Here is a 24,495-nt window from a genome sequence, read left to right on the forward strand (position 1 = left end):
GAGCAAATGCCATCATCCGGCCCGAGCGGCCGGATGAAGGTTTCATGAATGATGGCGCCGCTAGGGCTAGCCGTGGAAGACGACCGTCTTGTTCTGATGGACGAGGATGCGGTCCTCGGCATGCCATTTGACCGCGCGCGCCAGGACGACGCGCTCGATCGTGCGGCCGATCCGCTTGAGGCTCGGCACGTCGTCGCGATGGCTGACGCGCTGCACGTCCTGCTCGATGATCGGGCCTCCGTCCAGCTCCTCGGTCACATAATGCGCGGTCGCGCCGATGATCTTGACGCCGCGGTTGTAGGCTTGGGCGTACGGCTTGCCGCCGACGAACGCCGGCAGGAACGAGTGGTGGATGTTGATGATGCGGTTCGGAAACTGCTCGATCACCTTCGGCGACACGATCTGCATGTAGCGAGCCAGCACGATCAGGTCGGCGCTGCGGCCGATCGTCTCCAGCTGCTTGCGCTCCGCCTCCGCCTTGGTGTCGGGCGTAATCGGGATATGGTGGTAAGGGATGCCGAACGATTCGACAAGCCCGCGCATGTCGTCGTGATTGCTGATGACCATCGCGATCTCGACGTCGAGATCGCCGGCCTGCCATTGCCAGAGCAGCTCCAGCAGGCAGTGGTCCTCCTTGGAGACGAAGATCGCGAGGCGTTTCTTGCGGCTCGCGCGGAACGTATGCCACTTCATCTCGAAGCGGTCCGCCACGCGGCCGAAGTCCTCCTGCAGCACCGGCAGCTGGGCGTCCATGTCGGCCAGGTCGAACTCGAAGCGGATGAAGAACATGCCGCCTTCGGGATTCATCGTATACTGATCGGATTGGACGATGTTGGCTCCGTGCTCGTAGAGGAACTGGGACACAGCGGCGACGATGCCCGGCCGGTCCGGACAGGAGATAAGCATGCGGGCGCGACCGGATGAGGGCGCGTCTCCGGGCTGGAGGGATTGATAGGAATGAGGCATAGGGGTCGTTTCTTCCTTCCATGTTCAAAATAAGGGCTTGCAGATGCCGCCGCTGCGGCGGCCATGAAGCGCAAGCGAACTGCATAACGCCTCCGCGCTAAAGCGGGCGGCCGAAAGAGAGGCAGGTCCAGCCCGTCCGCATGGGACGGCTCCGGGCCTGCCGAGCAAGGTCTTCGGACTGGATGACGAGCTTGCAAGCTGCTGCCTTTGTTTGCGATCAGGCGTTGACGAGCGCCTGCTTGCCGGCGAACCAGTACGTGATCAGCTGGTTGAGCTCTTCCTCGGCCGTATCGCGGAAGTCCTCTCCCGCTTCGCGCACGAGGTCGTACAGCCGCTCCATCGGCTCGCGGGGATCGGCCTTGCGCGCCTTGGCGTCGCTTTTGATCGTATCCCATACCGACAGCACGTACGTGCGGCGGTCGATGTCCTGCTTGCCGAGGAAATGATGCAGCCGCTCCAGCTGGTCGAAGAAGCGCTCGCCGAACCGCTCCAGGCCGTCTCCGCGCAGCAGCGCGATCTCCGCCTCATACATCGGGCGCTGCTTCTTTGGATCCTTGCCGATCCACGGCGTCTCGAGGATGAACGGACGCCCGGCCAGCGCCTCGTGCCGCACGATCCGCTCGATCGCGTCGTAGCCGAGCCAGCCGGAGCCGATCGGCGTATGGCGGTCCTTGTGGGAGCCGATCGGATTTTTCGTATCGTTCACATGGACGACGGCCGCCTTGTCAAGGCCGACGATGCGGTCGAACTGCTGCAGCACGCCGTCCAGGTCTCCCGCCAGGTCGTACCCCGCGTCGTGCATGTGGCAAGTGTCCAGGCAGACGGTCAGGCGATCGTTGTTCGACACCTTGTCCATGATCGCGGCGAGCTCCTCGAACGTGCGGCCGATCTCCGTGCCTTTGCCGGCCATCGTCTCCAGCGCGATGTTGACGTCGGTCTCCTCGACGCCGGACAGCACCTCGTTCAGTCCTTCCGCGATGCGGTTGATGCCGAATTCCGCGTCCTTGTCGGTGTACGCGCCTGGATGGAGCACGATGTTGCGGACGCCGATCGCATGCGTGCGGCGGATTTCCTCCTGCAGGAAGCGCACGGCGAGCTCGAACGTGTCTTCCTTATAAGAGCCGAGATTGATGATGTAAGGAGCGTGGACGACGATCTCGCCGATCCCGGCGCCTTCCATCAGCTGCTTGCCTTCTTCGATATATAAGGATTCGATCGGCTTGCGCCGCGTGTTCTGAGGCGCGCCGGTGTAGATCATGAACGAGCTGGAGCCGTAGGAGATGGCCTCCTGAGCGGCGGTGACGAGCCCCTTGTCGCTGAAGGAGACGTGGGAACCGATTTTGAGCATGCTTCGTGGCCCCTTTCGGATGTGGTGAAAACAATTAGTCTTATTCTACAAGGTGCGTCGAAATAAATCTAGGAATCGGCTATAATTTGGAGTGAGGTGACACCGTTCATGCCCCACATTCCAGACTGGTTCATGTATTTCATCGTTTTTTGGGCTTTCGTCATGGTCGGCTCGATGGCCGTCGGAGGCTTCTTCATGTTCCGCAAGTTCCTCAAGGTGCTGCCTAAACGCGACGGCAAGTCCAAGCTCGACTGGCAAAACTATTGGGTCGAGCGCAGCCGGGACATGTGGACGGACGACTCCAAGGAGCTGCTCGACGAGCTGGTCTCGCCCGTTCCCGGTCCGTTCCGCGACATCGCCCGCCACTCCATCGCGGCGCGGATCGGACAAGTCGCCGTCGAGAGCGGCGCCAGCGAGGTGACGCGGAACCATTGCATCGAAGGCTACATCCGCGCGACGCCCAAGCGGGACTACCGCAGCCTCGTCACGTTCCTGGACAAGCGGGGCATCGACTACTCCGCCTACACCCATCTCCTGAACCGCTGAGCGTCCGTCGCCGGCAGATTGGCCGGCAGCTGGTCCGGGTAAGGAAAAGCACAGGAAAAGACGACCTTGGAGGTGCTTGCCATGAACCTGATGACAGCCCGCCGCTCCGGCGGCAAAAGAAAAGCCAGCCTCGCGCCCGCGAGCCTGGCCTTGATGTCGATGCTGATGATCGCCGCAGGATGCGGCGTGAAGGAAATGCCCGCGGACAACGCGGCCAACGCGACGACAGGAAGCGGCATCGTGGACAGCTCGTCCGACGTGTCTCCCGACTCCGTCGGCGAGCCGGTCGCCGAGGCGACGCCAACGCCCGGCAACTCCGAAAAAGCCGCTTCCAGCGGCGATCCTGTGACGCAATCCCAGGAGCAGCAGGCGTCCGGCACGTTCAACGGCCTCGCGGACGGCCATTCTGTCGAGATCAAAACCGATACCGATACCGTCGTATTCCAGGCCGGCTCCGAGCTTGTCCAGCAGATGCAGGCGTTCGATCAAGGAACGACCGTCGATTACACCTACATCGTGAAGGAAGTCGACGGAGGCACGGACGGCAAGATCAAGCAGCCGTGGCTCGTCTCCATTAAGGAAGCTTCCTGAGGCGAGCCGCCGTCGGCGCTTAAGACGCAACAGATCGAAGAACGGAGGAGTCAAGGATGAAGATCGTCATCACCGGAGGAACCGGCTTCATCGGCCGAGCGCTCGTCGAGCGCCTGTCCCGTGCCGGCCACTCCGGCTGGATCGTCTCCCGCAGCTCCGCGAAAGCTCCCGGCACCGCTCCGAACGGCGCTGGGAGCTTTCGCGTTGTCGGATGGGATCGGCTGGAAGAAGATCCGAGCGAGCTTGCCGGCGTCGAAGCCATCGTCAATCTGGCGGGGGAGCCGATCAGCCAGCGCTGGACGAATAGCGCCAAGAAGCGGATACGGGAATCGCGGATCGAGACGGCGGCCAAGCTGGGCGCGCTGCTGGAACGGGCCAAGGCGGATCCGCAGGTGCTCGTGCAGGCGTCCGGAGTGAATGCGTACGGGTTTTCGGAGTCGGCTTCGTTCACGGAGGATAGCCCGACGACCGACAGCGACTTCCTCTCCTCCGTCGTGCGGGACTGGGAGCAAGCCGCGAAGCGCATCCCAGCCCGGCGGCGAGCGCTGCTGCGCTTCGGCATCGTGCTCGGCAACGGAGGCGGAGCGCTGCCGAGCATGCTTCTCCCGTTCCGCGCGATGGCAGGAGGACCGGTCGGAAGCGGCCGGCAATGGATGTCATGGATCCATCTGCAAGACCTGACTCGCCTTATCGTCCACGCTTTGGAAAATGACAGCCTCTCGGGTCCGATCAACGCGGTGTCGCCTGAGCCGGCTCGCAACGAGCAGTTCGGCCGCGCGGCAGCCCGGGCGCTTGGCCGCCCCTACTGGCTGGTCGCCCCTTCGCTTCCGCTCAAGCTCGCGCTCGGAGAAATGTCCGAGCTGCTGCTTAAAGGCCAGCGGGTCCTCCCCGACAAGGCGCTGCAAAGCGGCTTCCGCTTCGACTTCCCTGAAATCCAGCCAGCGCTGGACGACCTGCTCCGCTAGCCGCGAGGAGAGTCCAGCCGCACCTCATATCGGGATCCGTCCCGCCCGGCAAGCTGGAGGACGTCGCCGTCCTCCAGCTTGTAGCTTTTATAAGGGATCATCGCTCGGCCATTAAGCGTCGTGCCGTTTCTCGAGCCGAGATCCTTGGCCTCGCAGGAGCCCGCCCGGCACTCCAGCTCGACATGGCGGCGAGAAACGCCGCTCGTCTCGTCCGTCCACTCTGCGGAATCCGAAGCGCGGCCGATCGTATGGCGTCCCGGCATCAGGGCGAAGCTGTCCTTCGCTCCGCCGCGAGTCCGATGGACGATGCCCGCCGAAACGGCGGCTCCGCCCTGCCGCTCCCGCTCTTCTGCCCCGCCGAGCCAAACGGTCGGCTCGGACGCGGGAGGCCGGGCCGGTGTCGGCCGAATCTCCTCCGAAGCTCGGTCCGAGACCGATCGAGGCGGATCCTGAAGCGCATCCTGAAGCGGGTTCGGATGGACGCTCCATCTCCACGGCTCCGCCTCGTCCGGCCCTGATCCGCCCGGCTCTGCCATCTCGAGCGCCCAGCGCTTGTCCCGCTTGAGCGCCAGCGGGCCGGAGTCCGGCTCGAATGCGGCTGGATGGCTTTGCTCCCAGGACGGTTCCTGCGGTCCGCCCTTCTTGCCCTTCCAGATCCAGACGATCGCGGCTGCTGCGAGTGCGAGCGTGCCGAGGCCGATCATCAGGTTGGAGCTCGTCGGCTCCTCCCAATAGAGCATCTTCCAGGGAAGCGCCGCCGCCGCCAGCACGGCGAGGATGACGATGCCCCGGTTCAGCGGTTTTGCCTCTTGGCCGGACGGCTCCGGTGGATGGAGCGATACGGGCTCCAGCTGCAAAGGCAGCAGCGCGTCCGAGGTATGAAGGCCGGGCTTGCGTCCGCCCGGGGATGCTCCCGGCTTCTCCGCCGGACGGATCCGCTCGTCCTGCTGGGTCAACCGCGCCGGAGCGGCGAGGAAAGGCGCAGAACTTGCGGTCGATGTCGATGGAGCGGCAGATGTCGATGGAGCGGCAACGGAAGTCGCTGGCGCGGCAGATGTGGATGGAGCGGCAACGGAAGTCGCTGGCGCCGAGAATGCCGGCGCCCTGGAAGCAGGCGGCTCCGCAAGCGTGGGCCGAACCGCCGCTCCCTTCAGACCGGCCGCGCTTCCCGCCGCATGCGGCGCAGGCGCCGCCACGCCGCCGTTCCCGGGTCCGATCATTTCTCCTGCCCCTTTGCCGCCGGCGCACAGTTCCAGCAGCGTCGCCTTCAAGCTGGCCATCGAGACTTGCTCGTCGCCGAGCGCCTTCAGCAATGCCGGCAATCCGGCATCGACCTCCCGGATCGCGCCTCCGCAAACGGCGGCCAAGGCAAGCAGCCGGCTGCGCAGCGGGAGCTCCGAAGGCCGATGCTCCGAACGCATCGGCATATAGACGAGGCCGCTATCCATCCATGTCTCGCCGACAAACAGATAGGACTCATCCAACAGAAGATTGTCCGGTTCGAGCAGGCAGGCGCGGCACTGCTCGATCGCCGAGACGACGCCATAGAGCAGCGAGTACAGCTCCTCCGGCCGCTCCATTCCGTCCGCAAGCCGCTGCTTCAGCATCTTGCGGCCCGTCAGCCGATATCTCAGCCTGACCTCCCCGTTCATCTCCTCCCAGCCGATCGGAAGCAGTCCCGGCACTTGAACCTCCTCCAGCATCGCCAGCTCGATCTCCTCCAGGTCGCCGCGCCCGATTCCGCCTGGTCGGGACAGCACGAGCTCATGCTCCCGATTCCATTCAAAGTCCGCTATGATCTGACGCATCGCGCGTCCTCCTTTTGCTTTGTTCCGAATCCAATTGCTTTTGAGCCGCAGGCGATCAAGCTTCTACTCGCCCAGCAGCAGCATCGCCAGCGCTCCCGGCACGACGGCCAGCATGAACGGAAACCGGGACGGCGCGCGGCTCGCCGGCTCGTTGTCCGGAGGGGCCTCATGACGCGCGCGCATGAAGCGGCGCGCGCGGACGGCCAGCAAGTATCCGGCTCCGCCGATTCCGCCGGCGAGCATCGAGTACAGCAGCAGCTCAAGCACGGCGGCCGCTCCCGTCCAGGCTCCGATCGCCGCGAACAGCTTGACGTCTCCGGCTCCGATGCCCTGCAGCAAATAGAGCAGCGCGAGCGGGATGAAGCCGGCGGCCGCCCCGAGCGCCGATTGGCCGAGTCCGGCTCCCCCTTCCGCCGCTGCGTGCGCCAGCAGCCCGGCGACGAAAAAGCCTCCGGTCAACGCGTTCGGAATGCGCATCGTACGGATATCGCTCCAAAAAGCGAGCGCGAGCAGCAGCCCGGTCGCAGCTCCAGTCCAAACCGGCATCGCTCTGCCTCCTTTCGCAAATGAAATCAACCCGATCCGGCTAAGGCTTCTTCTCGACATGGAAAGGCATCGTCGCGCTTCCTCCATCGGAGCTGGTGACGATCACCTCCCAAATGCCCGGCGTCGTATTGCCTGATACGAGCCAGGTCCAATCGACTCTGCCGAGCGAGTCGGCCGTCTTCGTGCCGACATGACGGGAGACGCTGCTTCCGCTTTTGTATCGGACCTCGAGCGTCACCTGCGCTCCGGGGGACGCGACAGCGGTCAGCGTTGCTTTCCTGCCCGGACGGGCCGGAACCGGCGTCAAGCCCGTAATCCGAACGGTTCCTTCCCCGGACTCGACATCGCCTCCGCCCATCGCGGCCACCGCATCTGGAATCCAGGCCCGTTCTTTCGCCCATCGCCGCAGCACGAGCCTTTCGTTCGTGAACGGCACCCGGATCGGAAACTCGTACTCGGCCTCCAGCAGCAGGAAGCCCTGCTCCCGAGTGTCGAGATCGGGCAAGCGGACCGCGGCCAGCCGGACATGTCCAGCGTCCAGCCCGGCCTTCTCCGCCTCCCGGAGAAGCAGCGGCTCCAGCGCCGTTCTTGCCGCCGCATCCGCAGCCTGCTGCATCACGGGCTTCCATTCGCCGCGCAATACGGATTCGGCGAGCGGTCCGGCCGGCTCCGGCAAGCGGCCGGCCACCGACGCCGCCGCCTCTCGCCAGCCGGGCAAAGCCGCATCGACGCCGCTCGGACTGGCCGCGCTTAACGCCGCCGACGCTTCCTGCTGCAGCAGCAGCGCCGGTCGTATATGGGAGGCGATCAGCCGGGCCGAGCTGTCCGCAGCCCGCTGCAGCGCCGTTTCTGCGGCAGACAGCTGCAGGAATACGGAGAGGAACACGAGCAGGAGCAGGAAAGCCGGAACGACGAGCGCCGCCTCCAGCACGATCGAGCCTTCGCGTCCGCGAAGCAGACGCTTGGCCGAGCCATCAATAAGACCAGCCGGCAATCGATGTCGCTTCATATTTCCCTCCTGTCACCTGACCGTCAATCGCTCCGGCTCGTCCGGCAAGGCGGACCAAGCCGGGCAAGAACCAGAGCGGGATCGAGCCGGTCAGCGCGACCGACATTCCCGTCGGAACCCGCTCCAGCCTCGCCCCCGTCCGATGCTCGATGACCGCCGCCATGCGGCTGAGCGGCTTGTCCCCCGTACCGTGCGTCAGCATGAACAATCGCAGGTAATCCAAATAGCCGAGCCGTACCGGCGCGTACTTGGACAGCTCCGCCTCTCCCGTCGCGCCGAGCTCGCGCAGATCGCCCAGCGCATGCTGCAAGCCGTAGACGCCGGCCATGGCGAGCACGAGCAGCGGATGGCCGGCCGCCCGGCTGGCGATCAGCCCCTCCATCGTGCGGATCGCCAGCCTCAGCGCGAACAGCTCGCCGTATGCGGCTCCGAGATTGGCCGCCGGATTGGCGAAGCCGTAAAGAATATATTCCAGTTCCTGATGATCCAGCGAAGTCAGCTCCGACGACGCTTCTTGCGAGCTCCCGCCGACGAGCAGCGTCTGCAGCCGTCTCGGATCCATCGAGGCGAAGCGCCTGGCGCCGTATTCCGCCATCAGCAGACGCTCGCCTCCGGCGGCCAGCAGCGATTCCAGTCCTCCCAGCACCCCGCCGCCCGTCTCCTGGGCACTGGCGATCGCCTCGTCCGCCGCATCGGCTTCATCGGAGGCTGCCGACCTCCCGCTTGCCGCTTCAGCCCCGGCGGCGGCCGATCCCTCCGTTGACGGCCGCTCCGATTTTTCCTGGCCGCCTGCAGCTCCCTCGCCCTGACCGCCGTCGTCCTGCTGCCGAAGCGACTCGTTGAACGCCCGATTCGCTTCGGCCAAGCGCTCCACCTGGGCGAATTCCTCCAGCTCGGCTTCCGCGGCCTTCATCCGTTCGAATCCGTCCAGCATCTCCTTAGCCTGCTTCCAAAGGCTGCCCGCCTTTTTCTTCTCGGCTTCCCGGAGCTTCTTGCTGCCGTCCGAAGCCTCCAGCTTCGCCTTCAGCCGCTGCAGCTCTTCGCCTGGGGAAACGTAGGCTTGCCAGTAAAGCTCCAGCTTGTCGGCGAGCAGGACGGCATCGCCCCGAAGCAGCGGCACATCCGCCAGCGACCGCCGCTGCACGGCCTGCTCCAGCCTTCTGCCTGCGACCGACGCTTCGGCCGCGAACGCGCGCAGCCGCTCTCCTTGTGTCCTCAGCGTCGCTTCCGTCTCAGCAAACCAGCTTCTGCCGAGCAGCAGTCCGGACAGATCCGCCGCAGCTCCCGCCTGGGGTTCCGATCCGGCCGGAGGCGAGGCAGCGGCCGGCGAGGCGGCCGCCAGCCGTTCCAGCTCCTGCTCCGCCTGCAAGGCAAGCTCGAGCTGCTGCAGCGCCTCTCCGATCAAGCGATCATGCTGATCCGCTGAGGCGGCGAGCCCGAGCAGGCGGCCCGCCGTCTCGGCTGCAGCCGCTTCGTAGTTCTGGATGGAAGCCGTGTTCAGCATCGGCGGGGTCGGCAGCGGAGCGGCCGGCATGCCTTCCTTGGCCGGAGGAACTGCCAGCAGCGCCGCTTGGTAGGCCGCTTGGGCGGCTTCATCGGCGGCCAGCCAAGCGAGGTACGAGCCGTAGCCGTCCGCCGACTCCTTGAACGTGGCTGCCTGGTCGCGTCCAGGCAGCGGGACGAGTCCGTCGCTGCCCGTTTCCCGGACCACCTTTGCGGCGGCCTCCCCTAGGCTCAGCATTTCGGCCAAGGCGCTTTGCCGCTTGTCGAAAACCTTTTCCGACTGCTGAAGCGTGCCGATCTCCTGCGCGGCCTGCTTCATCGAGCCGCCCACCGGCCGCAGCTTGTCGATCAGCTCCAGCGTCAGGTCGATCGGACCTTTGATCTTCATCTCCTGCTCGATCTGGCGTCGAAGCACAGGCCACTCGCCAAGCATGAGAGCCGGCTGCGCCGACGGCTCGCCGAGCTCAAGCTGGAGAAGATCGATTCGACGACTCAGGCCGTCTTTCTCACTCGGCAGCAGATCGGAGAGCCCGCCTCGAGCGTCCGAGACATCCAGCGCCTCGGACGCGAGCTGCGCGGCATCAGTCCCTCCGCGGCCGAACAGCCCGTAGCGTTCGTACAGCGGCTCGTCATAAGCGGCCAGCACCGAGCGGACCGACGAGCCGGCAAGGCTGTCGAGCTTGAATTGGAAAGCGGCGATGCGGGAGTAGTCGATGAGGAGCGCCATCAGCAGCAGGACAGCCGACACCGTCATGCAGGTCCAGATCGTGACCGCTCCGTGCGCCGAGCGGAAGCCTGCTCGGCCAGCCTCCTGGAGCGGCCGCTTCTGTCGCCTAGAGCAGCCGCAATGCGCGTCAGCCGGCTGCCTGCACCCGCTTATACCGCCTCCCCATCGTCGCCTGCCGGCTTCGCCGCTCGGCCGCTTGAACGCCGAGGCCAGCCGCCTAAGGACGGCCCGAAGCATAGTCGGTCAGCGCCTTTCCCGCCGAAGAAGGCTGCACGTCGCGGGAGGAGCGGAATTTGGCCGTATAATAACGAGCCAAATCGACGCTGCGGATGAACTCGACCGGATCGGTGACGACGGCCGATGCCCGAACAGCGGGAACGAGTCCTTCCGCTGCCGCGACCGGCAAGCGCAGGCGGCTTTCCGTGCGCCGATCCAGTCCATCCCTGCGATAGGCCATCTCGCCGACGAGCCGCGGGGACAGCCTGGCCGCCGCCTTGCCGAGCTTGGCCGCGGCCAGCGAGCCGTCAGACGAAGGGCTTTGCGATGCCGGCAAGGCGATCGTTTCGACAGCCTCGTCCTTGCCTGCGCCAAGCCCGAGCAGCCCCTGCAGCAAGCTGTCCTGAGACAGCCGCCAGTACAAGCCGTCGTCTTGTCCGGCCGTAGGCAGGCCGGACTGCTCCCGCTTGCTGTTGTCCCAATGCAGGGAAGCCGCGTCCGCAGCGCGGGCCGCTCCGCTTTGCAGCACGCTGCCCTGGAAGACGAACAGCGCGGCGAGCATCCAAGCCAGCGTCGCGGCCAGCAGCAGCGGGAACACCGAGACCGCCTCCAGCGCGAAACTGCCCTCCGTTCCGCCTGCGAGCCGCTTCAGCAGCCGCGCGCTTCCGTCATTCGAAAATCTTGTTCGCCTGATCATCGGCTTTGCCCATGAGGTTGTTGATGAGATCGATGATCCATTCCTTGAAGATGAGGGCGATGATGATGACGACAGCGATAATGAGGATGATTTCCAGCGTGCCCAGTCCTTCTTCCGAACGTGCGAAGCGCTTCAGCGCGTCATGCAGACGGCCCTTCGGATGCAGCCATGCGTTTCGTTTCATTGTCGATTCCTCCAGTAAAATAGATTTAGAATCGGCTACCCGCCCATGAAGAGGATAGCCGGCGCTCCGACCAGCATCATCAGGATGAAAAAGATGCCGACGAGCGGAAATACGAGTCTCGAGGAAGCCTCCTCGCCCCTGGCGCGCGCCGCGCTGCGGCGCTTGTCCCAGAGGGGGATGGAGATTTCCTTCAGCGCGAGGGAGAGCTGGTCGCCTCCCCGGCGGTGATTCAGCAGCAGCACGGTCGCGAATACCGAGGCCTCCTGCACCGAGCAGCGTCGGCTGAACGACTCGAGCGCCGCGCTGAACGGATGGCCGCTAGCCAGCAGCTGGACCGTCCTCGCCAGCTCCAGATGCAGCGGATCGTCCGCTCTGCCCCGAGGCGGCCGCTCGGCGCAGCGGGCGAGCGCCCTCTGCACCGTCTCGCCTGCGCCTACGAGCAGGGTGAGCTTGCCCAGCAGATCGGGCAGCCCGAGCAGCAGCTCCTGCTTCCGCCGCTTCGCCTTGGCCTTGATGTCGCGAATCTTGCCCGCCGGCAGCGCCAGGCCGGCGAAGACGCCGAGCCAGGCGATGAGCGGCTCGCCCGCCGCCGCGGCGACGAGCCAGCCTCCCGTCGCCGCGGCATAGCCGCCTGCAACGGCCGATGCGGCTAGACGCCTCGTATCCACCGCCGTCCAGCTCTCTCCTCGGAGCGGCACGAGCAGCGCATGCAGCGCCGCAATCCGATCCTCGGCCGCCTGCGGCATGCCGTGGCGCGCGGCGAGCCGCAGCAAGGCTTCCCCGCCAAACAAGCGGCCGATCCGCTCTCGGTCCCTCGTCCTCATTGCGGACCAGGCCGTATTCCATGCCTTGCGCCAGCCGAGCGTCGCCGCCGCCATCGCGATCCAGGCAAGCGCCATCGTCGCAAAACCCCATCCATATCCCATCCGCTCCACCTCCTCACAGCCGAATGTCCATGATTTTCAGCATCAGCCAGCCGCAAGCGGCGAACAGCAGCAGCGCGGCCGTGATGAGGACATACCCCGCTGCGCTGGCATAGAGCGGCGCCATGTAATCCGGAGCGGCCAGATGAAGAAAGCCGAGAAAAGCGAACGGCACGCCCAGCATAATGCGCGACTCGAATTTCTTTTGGGCGATCAGCACCTGAATCTCCTGATTGACCTCGATCCGCTCTCCGATCAGCTGGGAGGTGCGGCGCACGATCTCGACCAGGTCGCCTCCAGTGCGCTTGCAGGTCGTGAATACGTCTGTGAACTGCATGATCTCGTCGACGCCGGAACGGGCGGCAAAATCAAGCAGTCCCGACTCCAGCGTCTCTCCGTTCGCGCAGCGGCGGCGGATGCGCTCCAGCTCCAGCAGCAGATCCGTGCTGGACCCCGTGTAGATGAGCCTGAGGTCGCCGATCGAAGCGAACAGCGCATTTTCGACCGAACGGCCCGCCGCCAGCGAGGAGGAGAGGGAGAACAGCATTTCCTTGAAGTGGATCCGGAGCCTCTCCTGCCGCTTGACGCGGACATGCTCCCGATAGAGCGATGGCGCCTTGATGCCGGCGAGCGAGAATAGCAGGGCGATCAAAACATTCAGATAAAACAGATATGCCGCCGAAAAAACAAGCGCGGCTCCGGCCGCGAAGGCGAGCAGGAACTCGCGGCGGCTCAGCTCGTATCGGCTGTAGTCGGCGCCTGCTCCGGCGGATGCCGGCTGCGGCCGATCTCGGCCTGCCGGCCAGCCGATCCGCTCCAGCCAGAGCTGCGCGCGCTCAATCGCCATCGTCCCGTTCCTCCTTGGCGGAGGAGCCGCTGGCACCGAAGGGTTCGCCGCCAGCGCGCTCCCACTTGTCGCTCCGCCGCAGCTCCGCCGTCGTGCGCCGAAGCATCGCCGCGCCGTCCGGCCCCGCCTCGTAGCGGTAAAGCGGCTCCAGCCGAATCTCCCCGCCCTCGATGCCGGCCAGCTGGGAAATCTCCAGCACCTTGCGCGAATGGTCGCGCATCCTCGACAGATGCACGATGACGTCCACCGCCGACAAAATCTGCTGGCGGATGGCCGCTACCGGAAGCTCCGCCGCCGCAAGCACCATCGTCTCGAGTCGGCTGAGCATGTCCTTGGCGCTGTTCGCGTGGCCGGAGCTCATTGAACCGTCATGGCCGGTATTCATCGCCGCCAGCATGTCCGCCGCCTCCTCGCCCCGCACCTCGCCGACGATGATCCGATTCGGACGCATCCGCAGCGAAGCACGGATGAGCTGACGCATCGGCAGCGCGCCCTTGCCCTCGGTGTTGGCGTTGCGCGTCTCGAGGCGCACGAGATTCGGCACCTGCAGCTGCAGCTCGGCGGAATCCTCGATCGTGACGACTCGTTCCTCGTCCGGGATGGAGCGGGACAGCGCGTTGAGGAAGGTCGTCTTGCCGCTGCCGGTGCCTCCGCTAATGAAGATGTTGAACCCCGCGCGCACGAGCGTGCGCAGAAATCCGGCCGCGTCTTCCGTGAGGCAGCCGCAGGCGACGAGTCCGTCCATCAGCAGCGGCCGCTTCGGAAATTTGCGGATCGTCACGACCGGTCCCGACAACGACGCCGGCGGAAGGACGATGTGCACCCGCGACCCGTCGGCGAGCCGCGCGTCTACGATCGGCGACGATTCGTTGACGACGCGGTTGACCTGAGCCACGATCGCCTGGATCAGGTCCTCCAGCCTCTCCCGGCTCTCGAACTGTTCGCGGAGCGGCTCGACGCGGCCCGCTCGCTCCGCGAACAGCTGACGATGCCCGTTGATCATGATTTCCGTGATTGAATCGTCCTTGAGCAGCGGCTCCAGCACATCCAAGCCGCGGAACGAATGGAAAAGCTGCCGCACGAGCCGCAGCCGCTCGCTGGAAACGAGGCGGACGCTGCCCTCCCAGCGGTCGACGGTCCGCTCCACCGTCCGCATCAGCTCGTCGTCGCCGATCTCGCCGCCGGCATCGATCGCGGCCCGGATCTGCTCGCGCAGGCTCGCAGCTATATGGCCTTCCGGCCTCGCCGCCTGTCCGCTCATGGCCGCACGCTCCTCTGAGCCGCGCAGCCGAGACGCTCCAGCAGCTCCCCTGCCGCCCGAATGTAAGCCGGCGAGGCCGATTCGGCGAAGCCGATGCCCGGATCGTAAGGAAGCTCCGCCGCATAGGGCGGCAGCGGATCGTCGTCGTCCCTGACCTCTTCCTCCTCCGTCAGCGCCCGCGGCCTGACCCGGCTCCGGACGCGAAGCATCCTGCTGCGCGCGGCGGCGGCCGCAGCAGGATGCCGCGCCGCGACGGCCTCGAACGCCAGCCGGGACTTGCGCCTGGCGGCGGGCGAAGGCTCAGAGAGCCAAACGACTGCGTCGCTCCGCTCCAGCACCGCTGCCGCCGCTTCGTCCAGCAAGCTGTCCATATCGGCGACGATGAGCTCGTACATGCCGCTGCCCGCCACCGCCTCCAGCAGGCGCGCGGCATCATCGCCGGTCATCGACTGCCGCTCCTCGGGACTCGGCGCCTCGCCGATGTAGTCCGTTCCCATTCGCCGGCTGTATCGGCGCACGCCCGCCAGCTGGGCGGGAAAGTCCGGCTTGTCCGCCTTGAGCGCGTACAGCAGCGCCTCGATCCCCTCCTCCGCGGGCTCTCCCGGCTCACGCAGCTGCAGCCCGGAGGCGTCGAAGCGCTCCAGATTTAGATACAGCGCGCGATGCCCGCGCTCTCCGGCCAACCGCGCCAGCCAGAGCGAGCAGGTCGTCTTGCCCGCCCCTCCGGCCGGATCGCAGACGGCGATCACGGATGCCCGCCCGCCTCCTCCGCCCTGCAGCCGGACTGCGCCTCTGCCCGCATGCAGCGCCTCGATGGCGGCCAGCAGCTCCGGCATCGGCTGGTACTGGAGCAGCTCGGGCAATCCGCCGCCTTCGCCGCGGCGCCGGACGAATGCCGCGGCCGGAATGCCGGCAGGAAGCTCGCCCGCCTGCTCCAGCAGCGACGGCTGGGCCAGCACCAGATGGACGGCATAGCCTCCTTTCAAATAATGGCGCAGCGAATCGCCGGTCGTGCAAGCCGTCATTCGCCACCGGCTCCCGAACGGCGATTCCCTCACGCCGGCCGCCAGCCTCCGCATGTATTCCGATTCTGCCGCCGCGACGACAAGCTCAAGCCTGGCCATCAGGCCGATCCCTCCCTGGACGCGAAAAAGCACCGCAAACAAGCAGATGTTCTGCTCGTTTGCGGTGCTTCCGCAAGGTCATTCGATTGAATTGAGTCGACTATAGCATGGCCCGGAAGAGGCGGTCAAGCCTCATTTCTGGAATAAATGCCCTTTTTCCGAAAGGGACGTTAGGGAGATATCGACATCCAGAATCTGCTCTAGCGGCCGGATCAGCCCTTGGCCAAGGACGCCTGCATTTTGTTCCAATCGGCCGTGAAGCGCTCGATGCCGATGTCGGTGAGCGGGTGCTTCCAAAGCGTCGGCAGGAGCGAGCCCGGAATCGTGGCGATATGAGCGCCGGCGAGAGCCGCCTCCTTGACATGCTCCAGGCTGCGGATGCTGGCGACGATGATCTCCGTCTGGAAGCCGTAGATCTTGATGATGGCAGACAGATCGCGCACGAGATCCATGCCGGTCATGCCGATGTCGTCCAGACGGCCGACGAACGGACTGATGAACGTCGCGCCCGCTTTTGCGGCCATCAGGCCCTGGGCGACGGAGAAGACAAGCGTCACGTTCGTCTTGATGCCCTTCTGCGCGAGCGCGTGGGTGACGTACAGGCCGTCTTCGGTGAGCGGCACCTTGATGACGACGTTGGGCGCCCATTCGGCGATCTCGAGCGCTTCCTTGAGCATTTCGTCGCTGGTCGATCCGGTCACCTCGGCGCTTACTGGACCCGGCACGATCCGGCAGATTTCCTGCACGACTTCCTTGAAGACGCGGCCTTCCTTGGCGACGAGCGTCGGATTCGTCGTCACGCCGTCCACCAGGCCCAGCTTGGCGACGCGCTTGATTTCCTCTACATTGGCGGTATCCAGAAAGAATTTCATCGGCTCGCTCCTCCTCGATCATTTCCTAGGAAATAGATTCACTTGAAGCCCTTCCTGTCGACAGAATACGCTCCATGCCGACCGGTTTCAACCCTCTTTATGGAATCTTCATGTATCCTGGCCAAGCTTCATCCAACCTTCAGACGGCCGTCATCGCGAACTGTCGCCGAGGCTTATTCGGTCAGCTCGAGGAATTGCCGGATGTCGTCGCCCGTAAGCGCCACGGCGCTGCGCCAGAAATCCTCCTGCTGCAGGTTCGCGCCCAGATGCTTGAGCGCAAGCTCCTCCACCGACATGCTGCCCGTGTCGCGCAGCAGGCTGACGTACTGCTCGGCGAAGCCGGGACCGGCCTGCTTGGCGCGGGCGTACAGGCCGGCGCTGAACAGGTAGCCGAACGTATACGGGAAATTGTAGAACGGCGTGCCCGTGAAGAAGAAATGCAGCTTCGCCGCCCAGAAATGCGGATGCGCCTCGCCGATCGCGTCGCCGTAAGCCTTGCGCTGGGCCGCCTCCATCAGCTCGTTCAGGCGCTTGACCGACACCTCGCCGCTGCGGCGCTCCTCGTAGAAGCTCAGCTCGAACAGCAGGCGGGCGTGGATGTTCATGAAAAAGGCGACCGCATTCTGGATCTTCAGCTCCAGCAGCGCGATCTTCTCTTCCTTGGACTCGGCCAGCTCGAGCTGCGACTGGGCAACGATAATCTCCGCGAAGGTCGAGGCCGTCTCGGCGACGTTCATCGCGTATTGCTTGGAGAATGGAGGAAGATCTTCCATGACGTAGGAATGGTAGGAGTGGCCGAGCTCATGCGCCAGCGTGCTGACGTTGTCCACCGTGCCGGAATACGTCATGAAGATGCGCGTCTGCCCTTTGACCGGGAACGAGGCGCAGAAGCCGCCGGGACGCTTGCCGGGACGATCCTCGGCCTCGACCCATCCTTCCTTGAGCGCCATCGCGGCGAACTCGGCGAGCTTCGGATCGAAGCGGGCGAACTGCTCCTCGATCTGCCGGCAGGCGTCGTCGTAGGAAATCTTCGTCGTGCTCGAGCCGAGCGGAGCGGTGACGTCATGCCAGTCCAGCCGCTCGACGCCGAGCAGCTTCGCCTTGCGCTCGAAGTAGCGAAGCAGGTCCTTCTTGCCTTCTTCGATCGCCGCCCACATCGCGTCCAGCGTCGCTTGCGTCATGCGGTTCATCTTGAGCGGCTCCTTGAGCACGTCGCCCCAGCCGCGCTTGTCGTACAGCTTCAGGCGGAAGCCGGCGATATGGTTGATCGTGTCGGCGCACAGCTGCGCGTGCTCGGACCATTCGCGCTCCCATTCGGCGAACGCTTCGACCCGGACGCCGCGGTCGGCGTCGGTCAGGCGGTTGAACATCTGGCCGGCGGACAGGATCTCCTCGTTGCCGTCCTTGTCCTTCGCCTTGAATTTCGCGCGGGATACGATGGTGTTGTACAGGTTGCCCCAGGCATGATAGCCGTCCACCGCCAGATCGGCCGCAAACGCTTCCAGCTCGGGACGAAGCTTCTCGCGGGCGTTCTGACGGCGCTCGCTCAGATAAAAGCGGACCGGAGAGGACTGGACCCAGCTCTCCCAGATCGAGTCCGGCGTGCGGCTCATCAGATCGTCGAACCGGGTAAGGGCGATCGTATAGTCGGCCTCCAGCGACTGGATGCGCCCGTTGAGCGAGGCCGCTTCCTTGTCATGGACGTTGGCCGCGAGCAGGCAGCCGACGAAGCTGTCCGTCTGGCCGAGCCGAGCGGCGATCGATTGAGCGGATTCGGTCCAGCGGTCCAGCTGCTCTCCGCTTGCCCCCGGCACGCCCTCCGAGCCCGACGCAGCCGTCAGCTCCGCGTTCAGCCGGGCGATGTCGTCCGAGATTCCTTGCAGCTCCTGCTTCAGCTCGGGCGACGCGGACCCGCCAGGGTAAAAGACCTCCAGGTTCCAATTCAGCGGATAGACGGATGTTGGCATCGTTTCAAATCCTCTCCTTCCGGCCTCGCCGCAAGCCCGTTCTCTCGAAGGGCGGCGGCGCCGCGCGTTGCGCGGACTTGTCCAGCCGTGTATGCTACCATTATAGCTCGCGCCGCTCGCCATCCGCCACCGGAACGACAGCGGCGCTACTTCGGCAAGGAGGAACCGACATGTCCAGACCGCTGCCCATATCCGCCGACACGGCCGTCAAGCTCGCCAAGCAGCTTGGCGTGCCGCTGGAGCATCTCATGCATATGCCCCGCCATATCCTTCTCCAAAAAATGGCCGAGCTGGCCCGCGCCGAAGGCGCCGACAGCCAGGAGAAACCCGCTGCCGCCGCAGGTCCCGAGACGGCCGGCGCCCCGTCCGAACCGGAAAAGGACGAGGACCGATGATTCCGTTCGAATGCTCTTGGCCTTACGATGTCCAGATGAAGGATGTCCTGGCCGGCTGTCCGTTCTGCGGCCGCGACAACGTGCTGCTGCCGCTGCGCCCGTCCGACCTCAAGACGATCGCGGAAGGCGCGAAGAAGCTGCTCGTCTTTCCGTGCTGCCATAGCCGGGTCACGGTGCTCGACGCCGACAAGGACTATCTGCTGATGGACGTCCCCGTACGCAGCCTGTAGCCGCAGCCCCGCCGGGGACGACAAGCCAAAAAAGCGTTCCCTGCGAAGAGGCTCTCTCGCGGGGAACGCTTTTTCGGTTCATGACGAGACGGCTGCGGCTCCGCCCTCGGCAGCGCCGTCGGCGATCCACTCGGGAACGGCCCCGGCCGTCTGCTCGCGGATGAACTGCCACTGGCGGCGGCTCGCCTGGATCATCGCCGCGTCCATGATGGACGGATCCTGCACGACGCGGGAAAACCAGCGCACCGCCTCGCGCGGCTCGTCCAGGCGGCGGTGCAGCTCGCCGATCAGGTACATGAGCTTGGCGTCGTTCTCCACATGCTCATGCTCGAAGACGGACTTGTACGCCTCGAGCGCATGGCGCAGGAAGCGCCGCTCCTGCTCCTCCTCGCGGCCGTAGCGGTGCAGCCAGGCGATATGATGCAGCAGGCCGGCGATGAGCCGCGCCTTCTCGCCGATCGCCTGGGCGCTCAGAAGCGCGAGCTTGTAGCAGAGCAGCGCCTGCTCCCTCGTCCTCTCGCCGCTGAAGCTCCTCGGCTTCCAGGAAGGGCCGATCTGCTCGAAATAAGCTTTTTTCTGATCATGCCTCAGCTCGCGCGAGCCGTTCTCCGTCGTCGCGTAGCCGCAGCGCGGGCAGACGCGCACGACATAAAAATCCGCGTTGACATCATGCTTGTAGTAGCAGCAAAAGTCCGTGTCGGACGAGACCGCCCGCTTGAAGCTGGAACGGACGCGGGCGGTCGGATACTCGGATTCGCAGCAGGGACAGGATACGACCGATTCATATAGCGGCTCCATGCGCGAAACATCTCCTTCTCGGTTGTCGGGCTCTTATTCCGTATCGTCCTGGCCGTCGCTGTTCACGAAATGGTAGGCGGGACCGGACAAGCGGTCGATGACGAAGCTTCTCAGGTCGTCCGGCATGCCGATCTCCCTCGCCGCCGCATCCATGCAGCCGAGCCACGCGGCCGCGTGTTCGGGGGTGATGCGGAACGGCAGATGGCGGGCCCTCATCATCGGATGGCCGTGCTCGTCCGAAAACAGCGGCGGACCTCCGAAAAACTGGGTCAAGAACTGGATTTGCTTTTCCATGACCGGCGCCAGATCGTTTTGAAACAACGGGGCAAGCCGCTCGTTCTGAACGACTTTAGGATAAAAGGCATGGACGAGCCTCGTGATCGTCTCCGCTCCGCCCATGAGCTCGTACGGACTGCTCGGTTTATTCATCGGTAAGGAAACCTCCATTTATTAGGTCGAACGGTCTATGAGGAAAGAACTACTCCGTCACGGCTAGAAAGCGTTTTCCCATGAAAAAATGCCCGCATCGCGGGCATTCGGATAAGTGGTGGGAACAAGCTTCAGCTTTCGTAATCTTCTTCACCGGGAGCCATGAGGGACTCGCGAATCACATACACAAAAGCGCAAACCAGAATGCCTGCGACAACACTCATTCTCCATCACTCCAAGCCGTTTAGAGTAATGCTATTGTACCATAAAGAAAACGGAATGCCAGCCCTTTTTGCAAGCGTTTTCTATCTTTTTTAGATTTTTCTGACAACGGTTTGTCCTTCTGATTCCCGCGCTTGTCTCATACAATGGATCAAGCTTTCCTGTCCCTCATCCCATCCGAAGGAGCGCCCCGCCCATGAGCCGCAAGCTGCTTCATCCGTCGACCGTCACCGCCCTCTGCGCCGCCCTGCTCATGGCGCTCATGGCCTTTTATCCCGCTTCCGTGCTGGCCTCGTCCCTGCGCGGCCTTTCGATCTGGTGGGAGGTGCTGTTCCCCGCCCTCTTCCCGTTCTTCGTCCTGTCGGAGCTCATGCTCGGACTCGGCATCGTCCATTTCGCCGGGAAGCTGCTCGACCCCGTCATGCGGCCGGTATTCCGCATACCGGGAAGCGGAGGCTTCGTGCTGGCGATGGGCTATCTGTCCGGCTATCCGGTCGGAGCTCGCCTGGCGTCCCAGCTCTGGGACCAGAAGCTCATCTCGCGGGTGGAAGGAGAGAGGCTCGTCGCGGTCACGACGACCTCCGATCCGATCTTCCTCATCGGCGCCGTTTCGGTCGGCTTCTTCCACCAGGCCGCGATCGCGCCCGTGCTGGCGGCCGCGCACTACGGCAGCAGCCTCGCGATCGGCTTCCTCATGCGCTGGCACGGCCGCGGCGAAGCGGAGGAGGCTGCTCCCGAGCCGATGCCGCCCCGCCGCAACTCGTCCGCCCGCAAGCGAGGCGGCATCGGCTCCGCGCTGAAGGCGATGCACGAGGCGAGGCTGCTCGACGGCCGCCCGTTCAGCGTGCTCGTGCGAGATGCCGTCCAGTCGGGGCTGCGGCTCATGATTGTCGTCGGCGGGCTGGTCGTCGTGTTCTCCGTCCTCATGGAGCTGCTCCGCGAGACGTCGCTGCTCGGCCTGCTGGAAGCGGGACTCGGCCTCGTGTTCGAAGCGTTCGGCGGCTCGGCCTCCTCCGCCGCTCCGGTCATCAGCGGCCTGTTCGAGGTGACGCTCGGAGCCAAAGCCTCCTCCGAAGCGAGCCTCGCGCTCCTCCACCGTACTGCGCTCGCCGCCTGGGTGCTCAGCTGGGCCGGACTCTCGGTCCACGCGCAGATCGCCAGCCTCGTCAGCCATACCGGCATGCGGTACCGGCCGTTCCTGCTCGCCCGCTTCCTGCACGGACTGCTCGCCGCCGGCATGGTATACGCCCTTTGGGGCTGGATCGGTCCCGGATGAGCCGCTCCCGACAGAGGCCGCCGTCATTGTGTTCGCCCGCGATTTCCGCTATCATTTGGGTATCCTGATTGATTCGGAAGGAGCGCCTGCGTTGTTGAACTATGTGGTATTGAGCCGAGGCGACCGGCTGTCCAACGAGCTGACGGAACGGTTTCACCGGCTGGCGGCCGGACGCGGATTCATCCGCAACGACAAGAAACCGGACATGGTCATCTCCATCGGCGGAGACGGCACTCTGCTTCATGCCTTCCATACTTATCTGGAGCGGATCGAGGAGGTCGCCTTCGTCGGCGTCCATACCGGCCATCTCGGCTTTTACGCCGACTGGCAGGCGGACGAGCTGGAGGAGCTCGTGCGCATGATGGCCGAGCAGCAGCCCAAGCTGGTCCATTATCCGCTCGCCCAGATCGAGCTCGATACGCCGGAGGGAACGACCGGCTATCTGGCGCTCAATGAGTTCACCCTCAAGGGCGTGGACGGCACGCTCGTCGTGCAGGTGAACATCAACGACGAGCCGTTCGAGATGTTCCGCGGCGACGGCATGGTCATCTCGACGCCGACCGGCAGCACCGCATACAACAAAAGCCTGAACGGCGCCGTCATCCATCCGTCGATCCCGTCGCTGCAGCTGGCGGAGATCGCCTCGATCAACAACCGCGTCTATCGGACGCTCGGCACGTCGGTCATCCTGCCGCAGCATCATCACTGCGATCTGCTGTCCAAAAAAGACCAGCGGCTGCTGCTGACGATCGATCACCTGAACATCCAGCGCTCGGACATCCGCTCGATCCGCTGCAGCGTCGCCGAGTCGCGGGTCAGCTTCGCGCGCTATCGCCCGTTTCCGTTCTGGAACCGCGTGCGCGACGCCTTCATCGACACGAACGATTCCCAGCCTCAGCCCGACTCGCGGTTTCCGGGCTGAACGGCCGCAGCTCCCGCGGGACATGCGCCGGACAGGACAAGCCGCGCAAGGCGCCATGAAAAAGGGACGTGCACGAGCTTGCGCTCGTGCACGTCCCTTTTTGCCGCTCTCCTGCATCCGCCGAGCCCGCTAATCGCTAGCTGCCGGACGGTCCGCCGGGTCCCGGACCGGCTGGAGGCTGGCCTCCGCCGGCCTGCGGCTTGCGGCGGCCTCCCTGCGGACGCTCGCCGCCTTGTGGACGCTCGCCGCCACCCGGACGCTCGCCGGCTCCGCCTTGGCGCGTCTCGCCCGGCTGCTGCTGCGGCGCATGCTCGCCTCCCGAGCCGCCGCTGCGGCCGCCGCGCCGATGCGAGCCGCCTCGACGGCCGCCGCCCGAGCTCTGCGGCGACCGCTCGCCGCGGTCGGCACGCGGCGTCTCGCCCTGCGCTTCGCGCGCCCGCTCGCCTCCCGGCTCGCGCTGCCGCTCCGAAGCGGCGGAAGCTCCGCCCTGGTCGCGGCGCTCCCGCCGCTCGCGCTTCTCGCCGCCGCCGGGCGAAGCCTGCTCGCGCCGGTCGGAGCCGGCGGAGGCATGCTCCCGCCGTTCGCCGCGCCGCTCGGAGCCGCTCGAGGCATGCTCGCGGCGCTTGCCGCCATGCGGCCCTCCGCCGCCCTGGCGCTTGCCTCCGCCTGTCCGGCCGCCCTGCGGCTGGCGGCGCTCGCCGGCGGCAGCCGCTTCGGCCTCGCCATCGGCCGCCGAGTCGCCCGCCGCTCCGCGCTTCGAGCCGGAAGAGCGGTCCGCCCCGCGCCGGCGGTCGGCGGCCGGAGGACGGCTGTAGCTGTCCTCCTCGAAGCGCCGCACGCCCGGCACGATGACGATGTCGCCGGCCGCCGGCTGCTCCGGCGGAGCGTCCGGATCGGCGGATGCCGGCTCCTTGAGCTCCATCACGAAATACGCGCAGCCGAAGTTGCAATACTCGTTGATATATTCCATGAGGCTGGAATAGGACGTGTCCCGGTTCGCCTTCGGATGGCCGTCGCGGTAGAAGCCCTTGAGCCGGAGCTGGCTGTATCCCCAGTCTCCGACGATATAGTCGTAGCGCTCCAGCACGTCGCTGTAGCGGTCCCGGAATACTTCGGCGTTCCAGGCGGTCTTGTGTTCATGGATCAGCTCGTACTTCTTCGTTCCGACAAAGATCACCGGTAGCCCTCCTAGCGGCCCGGGCGGCCGGTCATACTCCGGATGCCGCTCCTGCTGCAGATTTGACCTGTTCATGCGCGTGGTACGAGCTGCGCACCATCGGTCCGGATTCGACGTGGCTGAAGCCGCGCGCGAGGCCGTCTTCCTTCAGCTGCTTGAACTCGTCCGGATGGACGTAGCGCGCGACCGCCAGATGGTTCGGCGACGGCTGCAAATACTGGCCGAGCGTCAAGATGTTGACGTCGACCGAGCGCAGATCGTCCATCGAAGCGATGATTTCCTCGTATTCCTCGCCGACGCCGAGCATGATGCTCGACTTGGTCGGAATCGACGGAGCCATCTCCTTGGCCCGGCGCAGCAGCTCGATCGAGCGCTTGTACTTCGCCTTGGCGCGGACCCGGTCCGACAGCCGCTCGACCGTCTCGATGTTATGGTTGAGGATATCGGGCTTGGCGTCCATCACGATCCGCAGCGACTCCTCGTTGCCGAGGAAGTCGGGAATGAGCACCTCCACGCTGCACAGCGGCAGGCGGGCGCGGATCGCCTTGATCGTCGCGGCGAAGATCGAAGCGCCGCCGTCCTTCAGGTCGTCGCGCGCCACGGAGGTGACGACGCAGTGGCGCAGGCCCATCTGCTCGGCCGCTTCGGCGACCCGCTCCGGCTCCTGCAGGTCGAGCTCGGTCGGCAGGCCGGTCTTGACGGCGCAGAACCGGCACGCGCGCGTGCAGATGTCGCCTAGAATCATGAAGGTCGCGGTGCGGTTGGCCCAGCATTCGTAGATGTTGGGGCAGCGCGCTTCCTCGCAGACCGTATGCAGCGTCTTGGAACGCATCATATCTTTAAGCTCGGCGTAGTGGCCGTCGGTCTGAAGCTTGATCTTGAGCCATTCCGGCTTCGGCAGCTTCGGTTTGGGAGCTCTGGTGCTCATGGAATCCCCTGCTTTCGC

General features: G+C 65.2%; 25 protein-coding genes. 7 read left to right on the forward strand and 18 right to left on the reverse strand.

What is annotated here, in order from left to right:
- Positions 1-66: 66 nt before the first annotated feature.
- Both purU and H582_RS0119970 read right to left on the reverse strand, forming a co-directional pair.
- Positions 67-966 carry a formyltetrahydrofolate deformylase gene (gene purU / locus H582_RS0119965; protein ID WP_028599963.1) on the reverse strand — a complete coding sequence of 300 codons (900 nt, stop codon included), beginning with the start codon at positions 964-966 and terminating at the stop codon, positions 67-69.
- 217 nt (positions 967-1,183) lie between these two features.
- Complete coding sequence (locus tag H582_RS0119970; protein ID WP_028599964.1) at positions 1,184-2,314, reverse strand: deoxyribonuclease IV; 1,131 nt, start codon at positions 2,312-2,314, stop codon at positions 1,184-1,186.
- Between the two features lie 108 nt (positions 2,315-2,422).
- Between H582_RS0119970 and H582_RS0119975 the strand changes: the two genes are divergently transcribed.
- From H582_RS0119975 to H582_RS0119985, 3 genes are all read left to right on the forward strand, one after another.
- Positions 2,423-2,860, forward strand: a complete 438-nt coding sequence (locus tag H582_RS0119975; RefSeq protein ID WP_028599965.1) for a DUF2621 domain-containing protein — start codon at positions 2,423-2,425, stop codon at positions 2,858-2,860.
- An 81-nt stretch (positions 2,861-2,941) separates the two neighbouring features.
- The gene (locus tag H582_RS0119980; protein ID WP_127464402.1) at positions 2,942-3,451 is read left to right on the forward strand and encodes a hypothetical protein; all 510 of its coding nucleotides are present in this window, start codon (positions 2,942-2,944) and stop codon (positions 3,449-3,451) included.
- A gap of 56 nt (positions 3,452-3,507) precedes the next feature.
- Positions 3,508-4,416, forward strand: coding sequence for a TIGR01777 family oxidoreductase (locus H582_RS0119985; protein WP_028599967.1), 909 nt, complete (start codon positions 3,508-3,510; stop codon positions 4,414-4,416).
- Here H582_RS0119985 and H582_RS0119990 read toward each other — a convergent pair.
- From H582_RS0119990 to H582_RS0120045, 12 genes are all read right to left on the reverse strand, one after another.
- Complete coding sequence (locus tag H582_RS0119990) at positions 4,413-6,224, reverse strand: DUF6382 domain-containing protein (protein WP_028599968.1); 1,812 nt, start codon at positions 6,222-6,224, stop codon at positions 4,413-4,415. The two genes, H582_RS0119985 and H582_RS0119990, sit on opposite strands and share 4 nt — an antisense overlap.
- Positions 6,225-6,287: 63 nt before the next feature.
- Entirely contained in the window at positions 6,288-6,770 is a 483-nt protein-coding gene (locus H582_RS0119995) for an A24 family peptidase (RefSeq protein WP_028599969.1), read from the reverse strand.
- A 40-nt stretch (positions 6,771-6,810) separates the two neighbouring features.
- Positions 6,811-7,779 (reverse strand): hypothetical protein, encoded by a 969-nt coding sequence (locus H582_RS30370; RefSeq protein WP_127464403.1) that lies wholly within the window; start codon positions 7,777-7,779, stop codon positions 6,811-6,813.
- Complete coding sequence (locus H582_RS0120005; protein WP_028599970.1) at positions 7,745-10,036, reverse strand: hypothetical protein; 2,292 nt, start codon at positions 10,034-10,036, stop codon at positions 7,745-7,747. The genes H582_RS30370 and H582_RS0120005 overlap by 35 nt, the downstream gene beginning before the upstream one ends.
- Before the next feature lie 190 nt (positions 10,037-10,226).
- Positions 10,227-10,922, reverse strand: coding sequence for a hypothetical protein (locus tag H582_RS28605; protein WP_127464404.1), 696 nt, complete (start codon positions 10,920-10,922; stop codon positions 10,227-10,229).
- Positions 10,894-11,106, reverse strand: a complete 213-nt coding sequence (locus tag H582_RS28610) for a Flp1 family type IVb pilin (RefSeq protein WP_043111630.1) — start codon at positions 11,104-11,106, stop codon at positions 10,894-10,896. The genes H582_RS28605 and H582_RS28610 overlap by 29 nt, the downstream gene beginning before the upstream one ends.
- A gap of 35 nt (positions 11,107-11,141) precedes the next feature.
- Positions 11,142-12,032, reverse strand: a complete 891-nt coding sequence (locus H582_RS28615) for a type II secretion system F family protein (protein ID WP_052333468.1) — start codon at positions 12,030-12,032, stop codon at positions 11,142-11,144.
- A gap of 13 nt (positions 12,033-12,045) precedes the next feature.
- Positions 12,046-12,876: a type II secretion system F family protein gene (locus H582_RS0120025; RefSeq protein WP_084137447.1), complete on the reverse strand. Its 831-nt coding sequence runs from the start codon at positions 12,874-12,876 to the stop codon at positions 12,046-12,048.
- Positions 12,866-14,137 (reverse strand): TadA family conjugal transfer-associated ATPase, encoded by a 1,272-nt coding sequence (locus tag H582_RS28620; protein ID WP_052333469.1) that lies wholly within the window; start codon positions 14,135-14,137, stop codon positions 12,866-12,868. Before H582_RS28620 ends, H582_RS0120025 begins: the two co-directional genes overlap by 11 nt.
- Entirely contained in the window at positions 14,134-15,261 is a 1,128-nt protein-coding gene (locus H582_RS0120035) for a P-loop NTPase family protein (protein ID WP_127464405.1), read from the reverse strand. The genes H582_RS28620 and H582_RS0120035 overlap by 4 nt, the downstream gene beginning before the upstream one ends.
- Positions 15,262-15,473: 212 nt before the next feature.
- On the reverse strand, positions 15,474-16,133 hold the full coding sequence (gene fsa / locus H582_RS0120040) for a fructose-6-phosphate aldolase (protein ID WP_028599973.1): 660 nt from the start codon (positions 16,131-16,133) through the stop codon (positions 15,474-15,476).
- A 173-nt stretch (positions 16,134-16,306) separates the two neighbouring features.
- Positions 16,307-18,100: a M3 family oligoendopeptidase gene (locus tag H582_RS0120045; RefSeq protein WP_028599974.1), complete on the reverse strand. Its 1,794-nt coding sequence runs from the start codon at positions 18,098-18,100 to the stop codon at positions 16,307-16,309.
- 170 nt (positions 18,101-18,270) lie between these two features.
- Here H582_RS0120045 and H582_RS0120050 point away from each other — a divergent pair, with 170 nt between their 5' ends.
- Positions 18,271-18,495: a YycC family protein gene (locus H582_RS0120050; protein ID WP_028599975.1), complete on the forward strand. Its 225-nt coding sequence runs from the start codon at positions 18,271-18,273 to the stop codon at positions 18,493-18,495.
- The gene (locus H582_RS0120055) at positions 18,492-18,725 is read left to right on the forward strand and encodes a hypothetical protein (protein WP_028599976.1); all 234 of its coding nucleotides are present in this window, start codon (positions 18,492-18,494) and stop codon (positions 18,723-18,725) included. Before H582_RS0120050 ends, H582_RS0120055 begins: the two co-directional genes overlap by 4 nt.
- Positions 18,726-18,803: 78 nt before the next feature.
- On the opposite strand, the gene H582_RS0120060 is transcribed toward H582_RS0120055, so the two are convergent.
- Positions 18,804-19,523: a DUF2225 domain-containing protein gene (locus H582_RS0120060; protein ID WP_028599977.1), complete on the reverse strand. Its 720-nt coding sequence runs from the start codon at positions 19,521-19,523 to the stop codon at positions 18,804-18,806.
- A 33-nt stretch (positions 19,524-19,556) separates the two neighbouring features.
- Positions 19,557-19,952 carry a globin domain-containing protein gene (locus H582_RS0120065; protein ID WP_028599978.1) on the reverse strand — a complete coding sequence of 132 codons (396 nt, stop codon included), beginning with the start codon at positions 19,950-19,952 and terminating at the stop codon, positions 19,557-19,559.
- Positions 19,953-20,370: 418 nt separating this feature from the next.
- Between H582_RS0120065 and H582_RS0120070 the strand changes: the two genes are divergently transcribed.
- Together H582_RS0120070 and H582_RS28625 are read left to right on the forward strand one after the other, a co-directional pair.
- The gene (locus H582_RS0120070; protein ID WP_028599979.1) at positions 20,371-21,450 is read left to right on the forward strand and encodes a nucleoside recognition domain-containing protein; all 1,080 of its coding nucleotides are present in this window, start codon (positions 20,371-20,373) and stop codon (positions 21,448-21,450) included.
- 94 nt (positions 21,451-21,544) lie between these two features.
- Positions 21,545-22,372 carry an NAD kinase gene (locus tag H582_RS28625; protein WP_043111631.1) on the forward strand — a complete coding sequence of 276 codons (828 nt, stop codon included), beginning with the start codon at positions 21,545-21,547 and terminating at the stop codon, positions 22,370-22,372.
- Positions 22,373-22,508: 136 nt separating this feature from the next.
- Here H582_RS28625 and H582_RS32625 read toward each other — a convergent pair whose 3' ends face one another.
- On the reverse strand, positions 22,509-23,549 hold the full coding sequence (locus H582_RS32625; RefSeq protein WP_205621429.1) for a YutD family protein: 1,041 nt from the start codon (positions 23,547-23,549) through the stop codon (positions 22,509-22,511).
- Positions 23,550-23,580: 31 nt separating this feature from the next.
- Complete coding sequence (lipA, locus tag H582_RS0120085; protein ID WP_028599980.1) at positions 23,581-24,477, reverse strand: lipoyl synthase; 897 nt, start codon at positions 24,475-24,477, stop codon at positions 23,581-23,583.
- Positions 24,478-24,495 lie beyond the last annotated feature (18 nt).

This window comes from Paenibacillus pasadenensis DSM 19293 (genome assembly GCF_000422485.1).
In the GTDB taxonomy this organism is placed as follows: Bacteria; Bacillota; Bacilli; order Paenibacillales; family Paenibacillaceae; genus Paenibacillus_O; species Paenibacillus_O pasadenensis.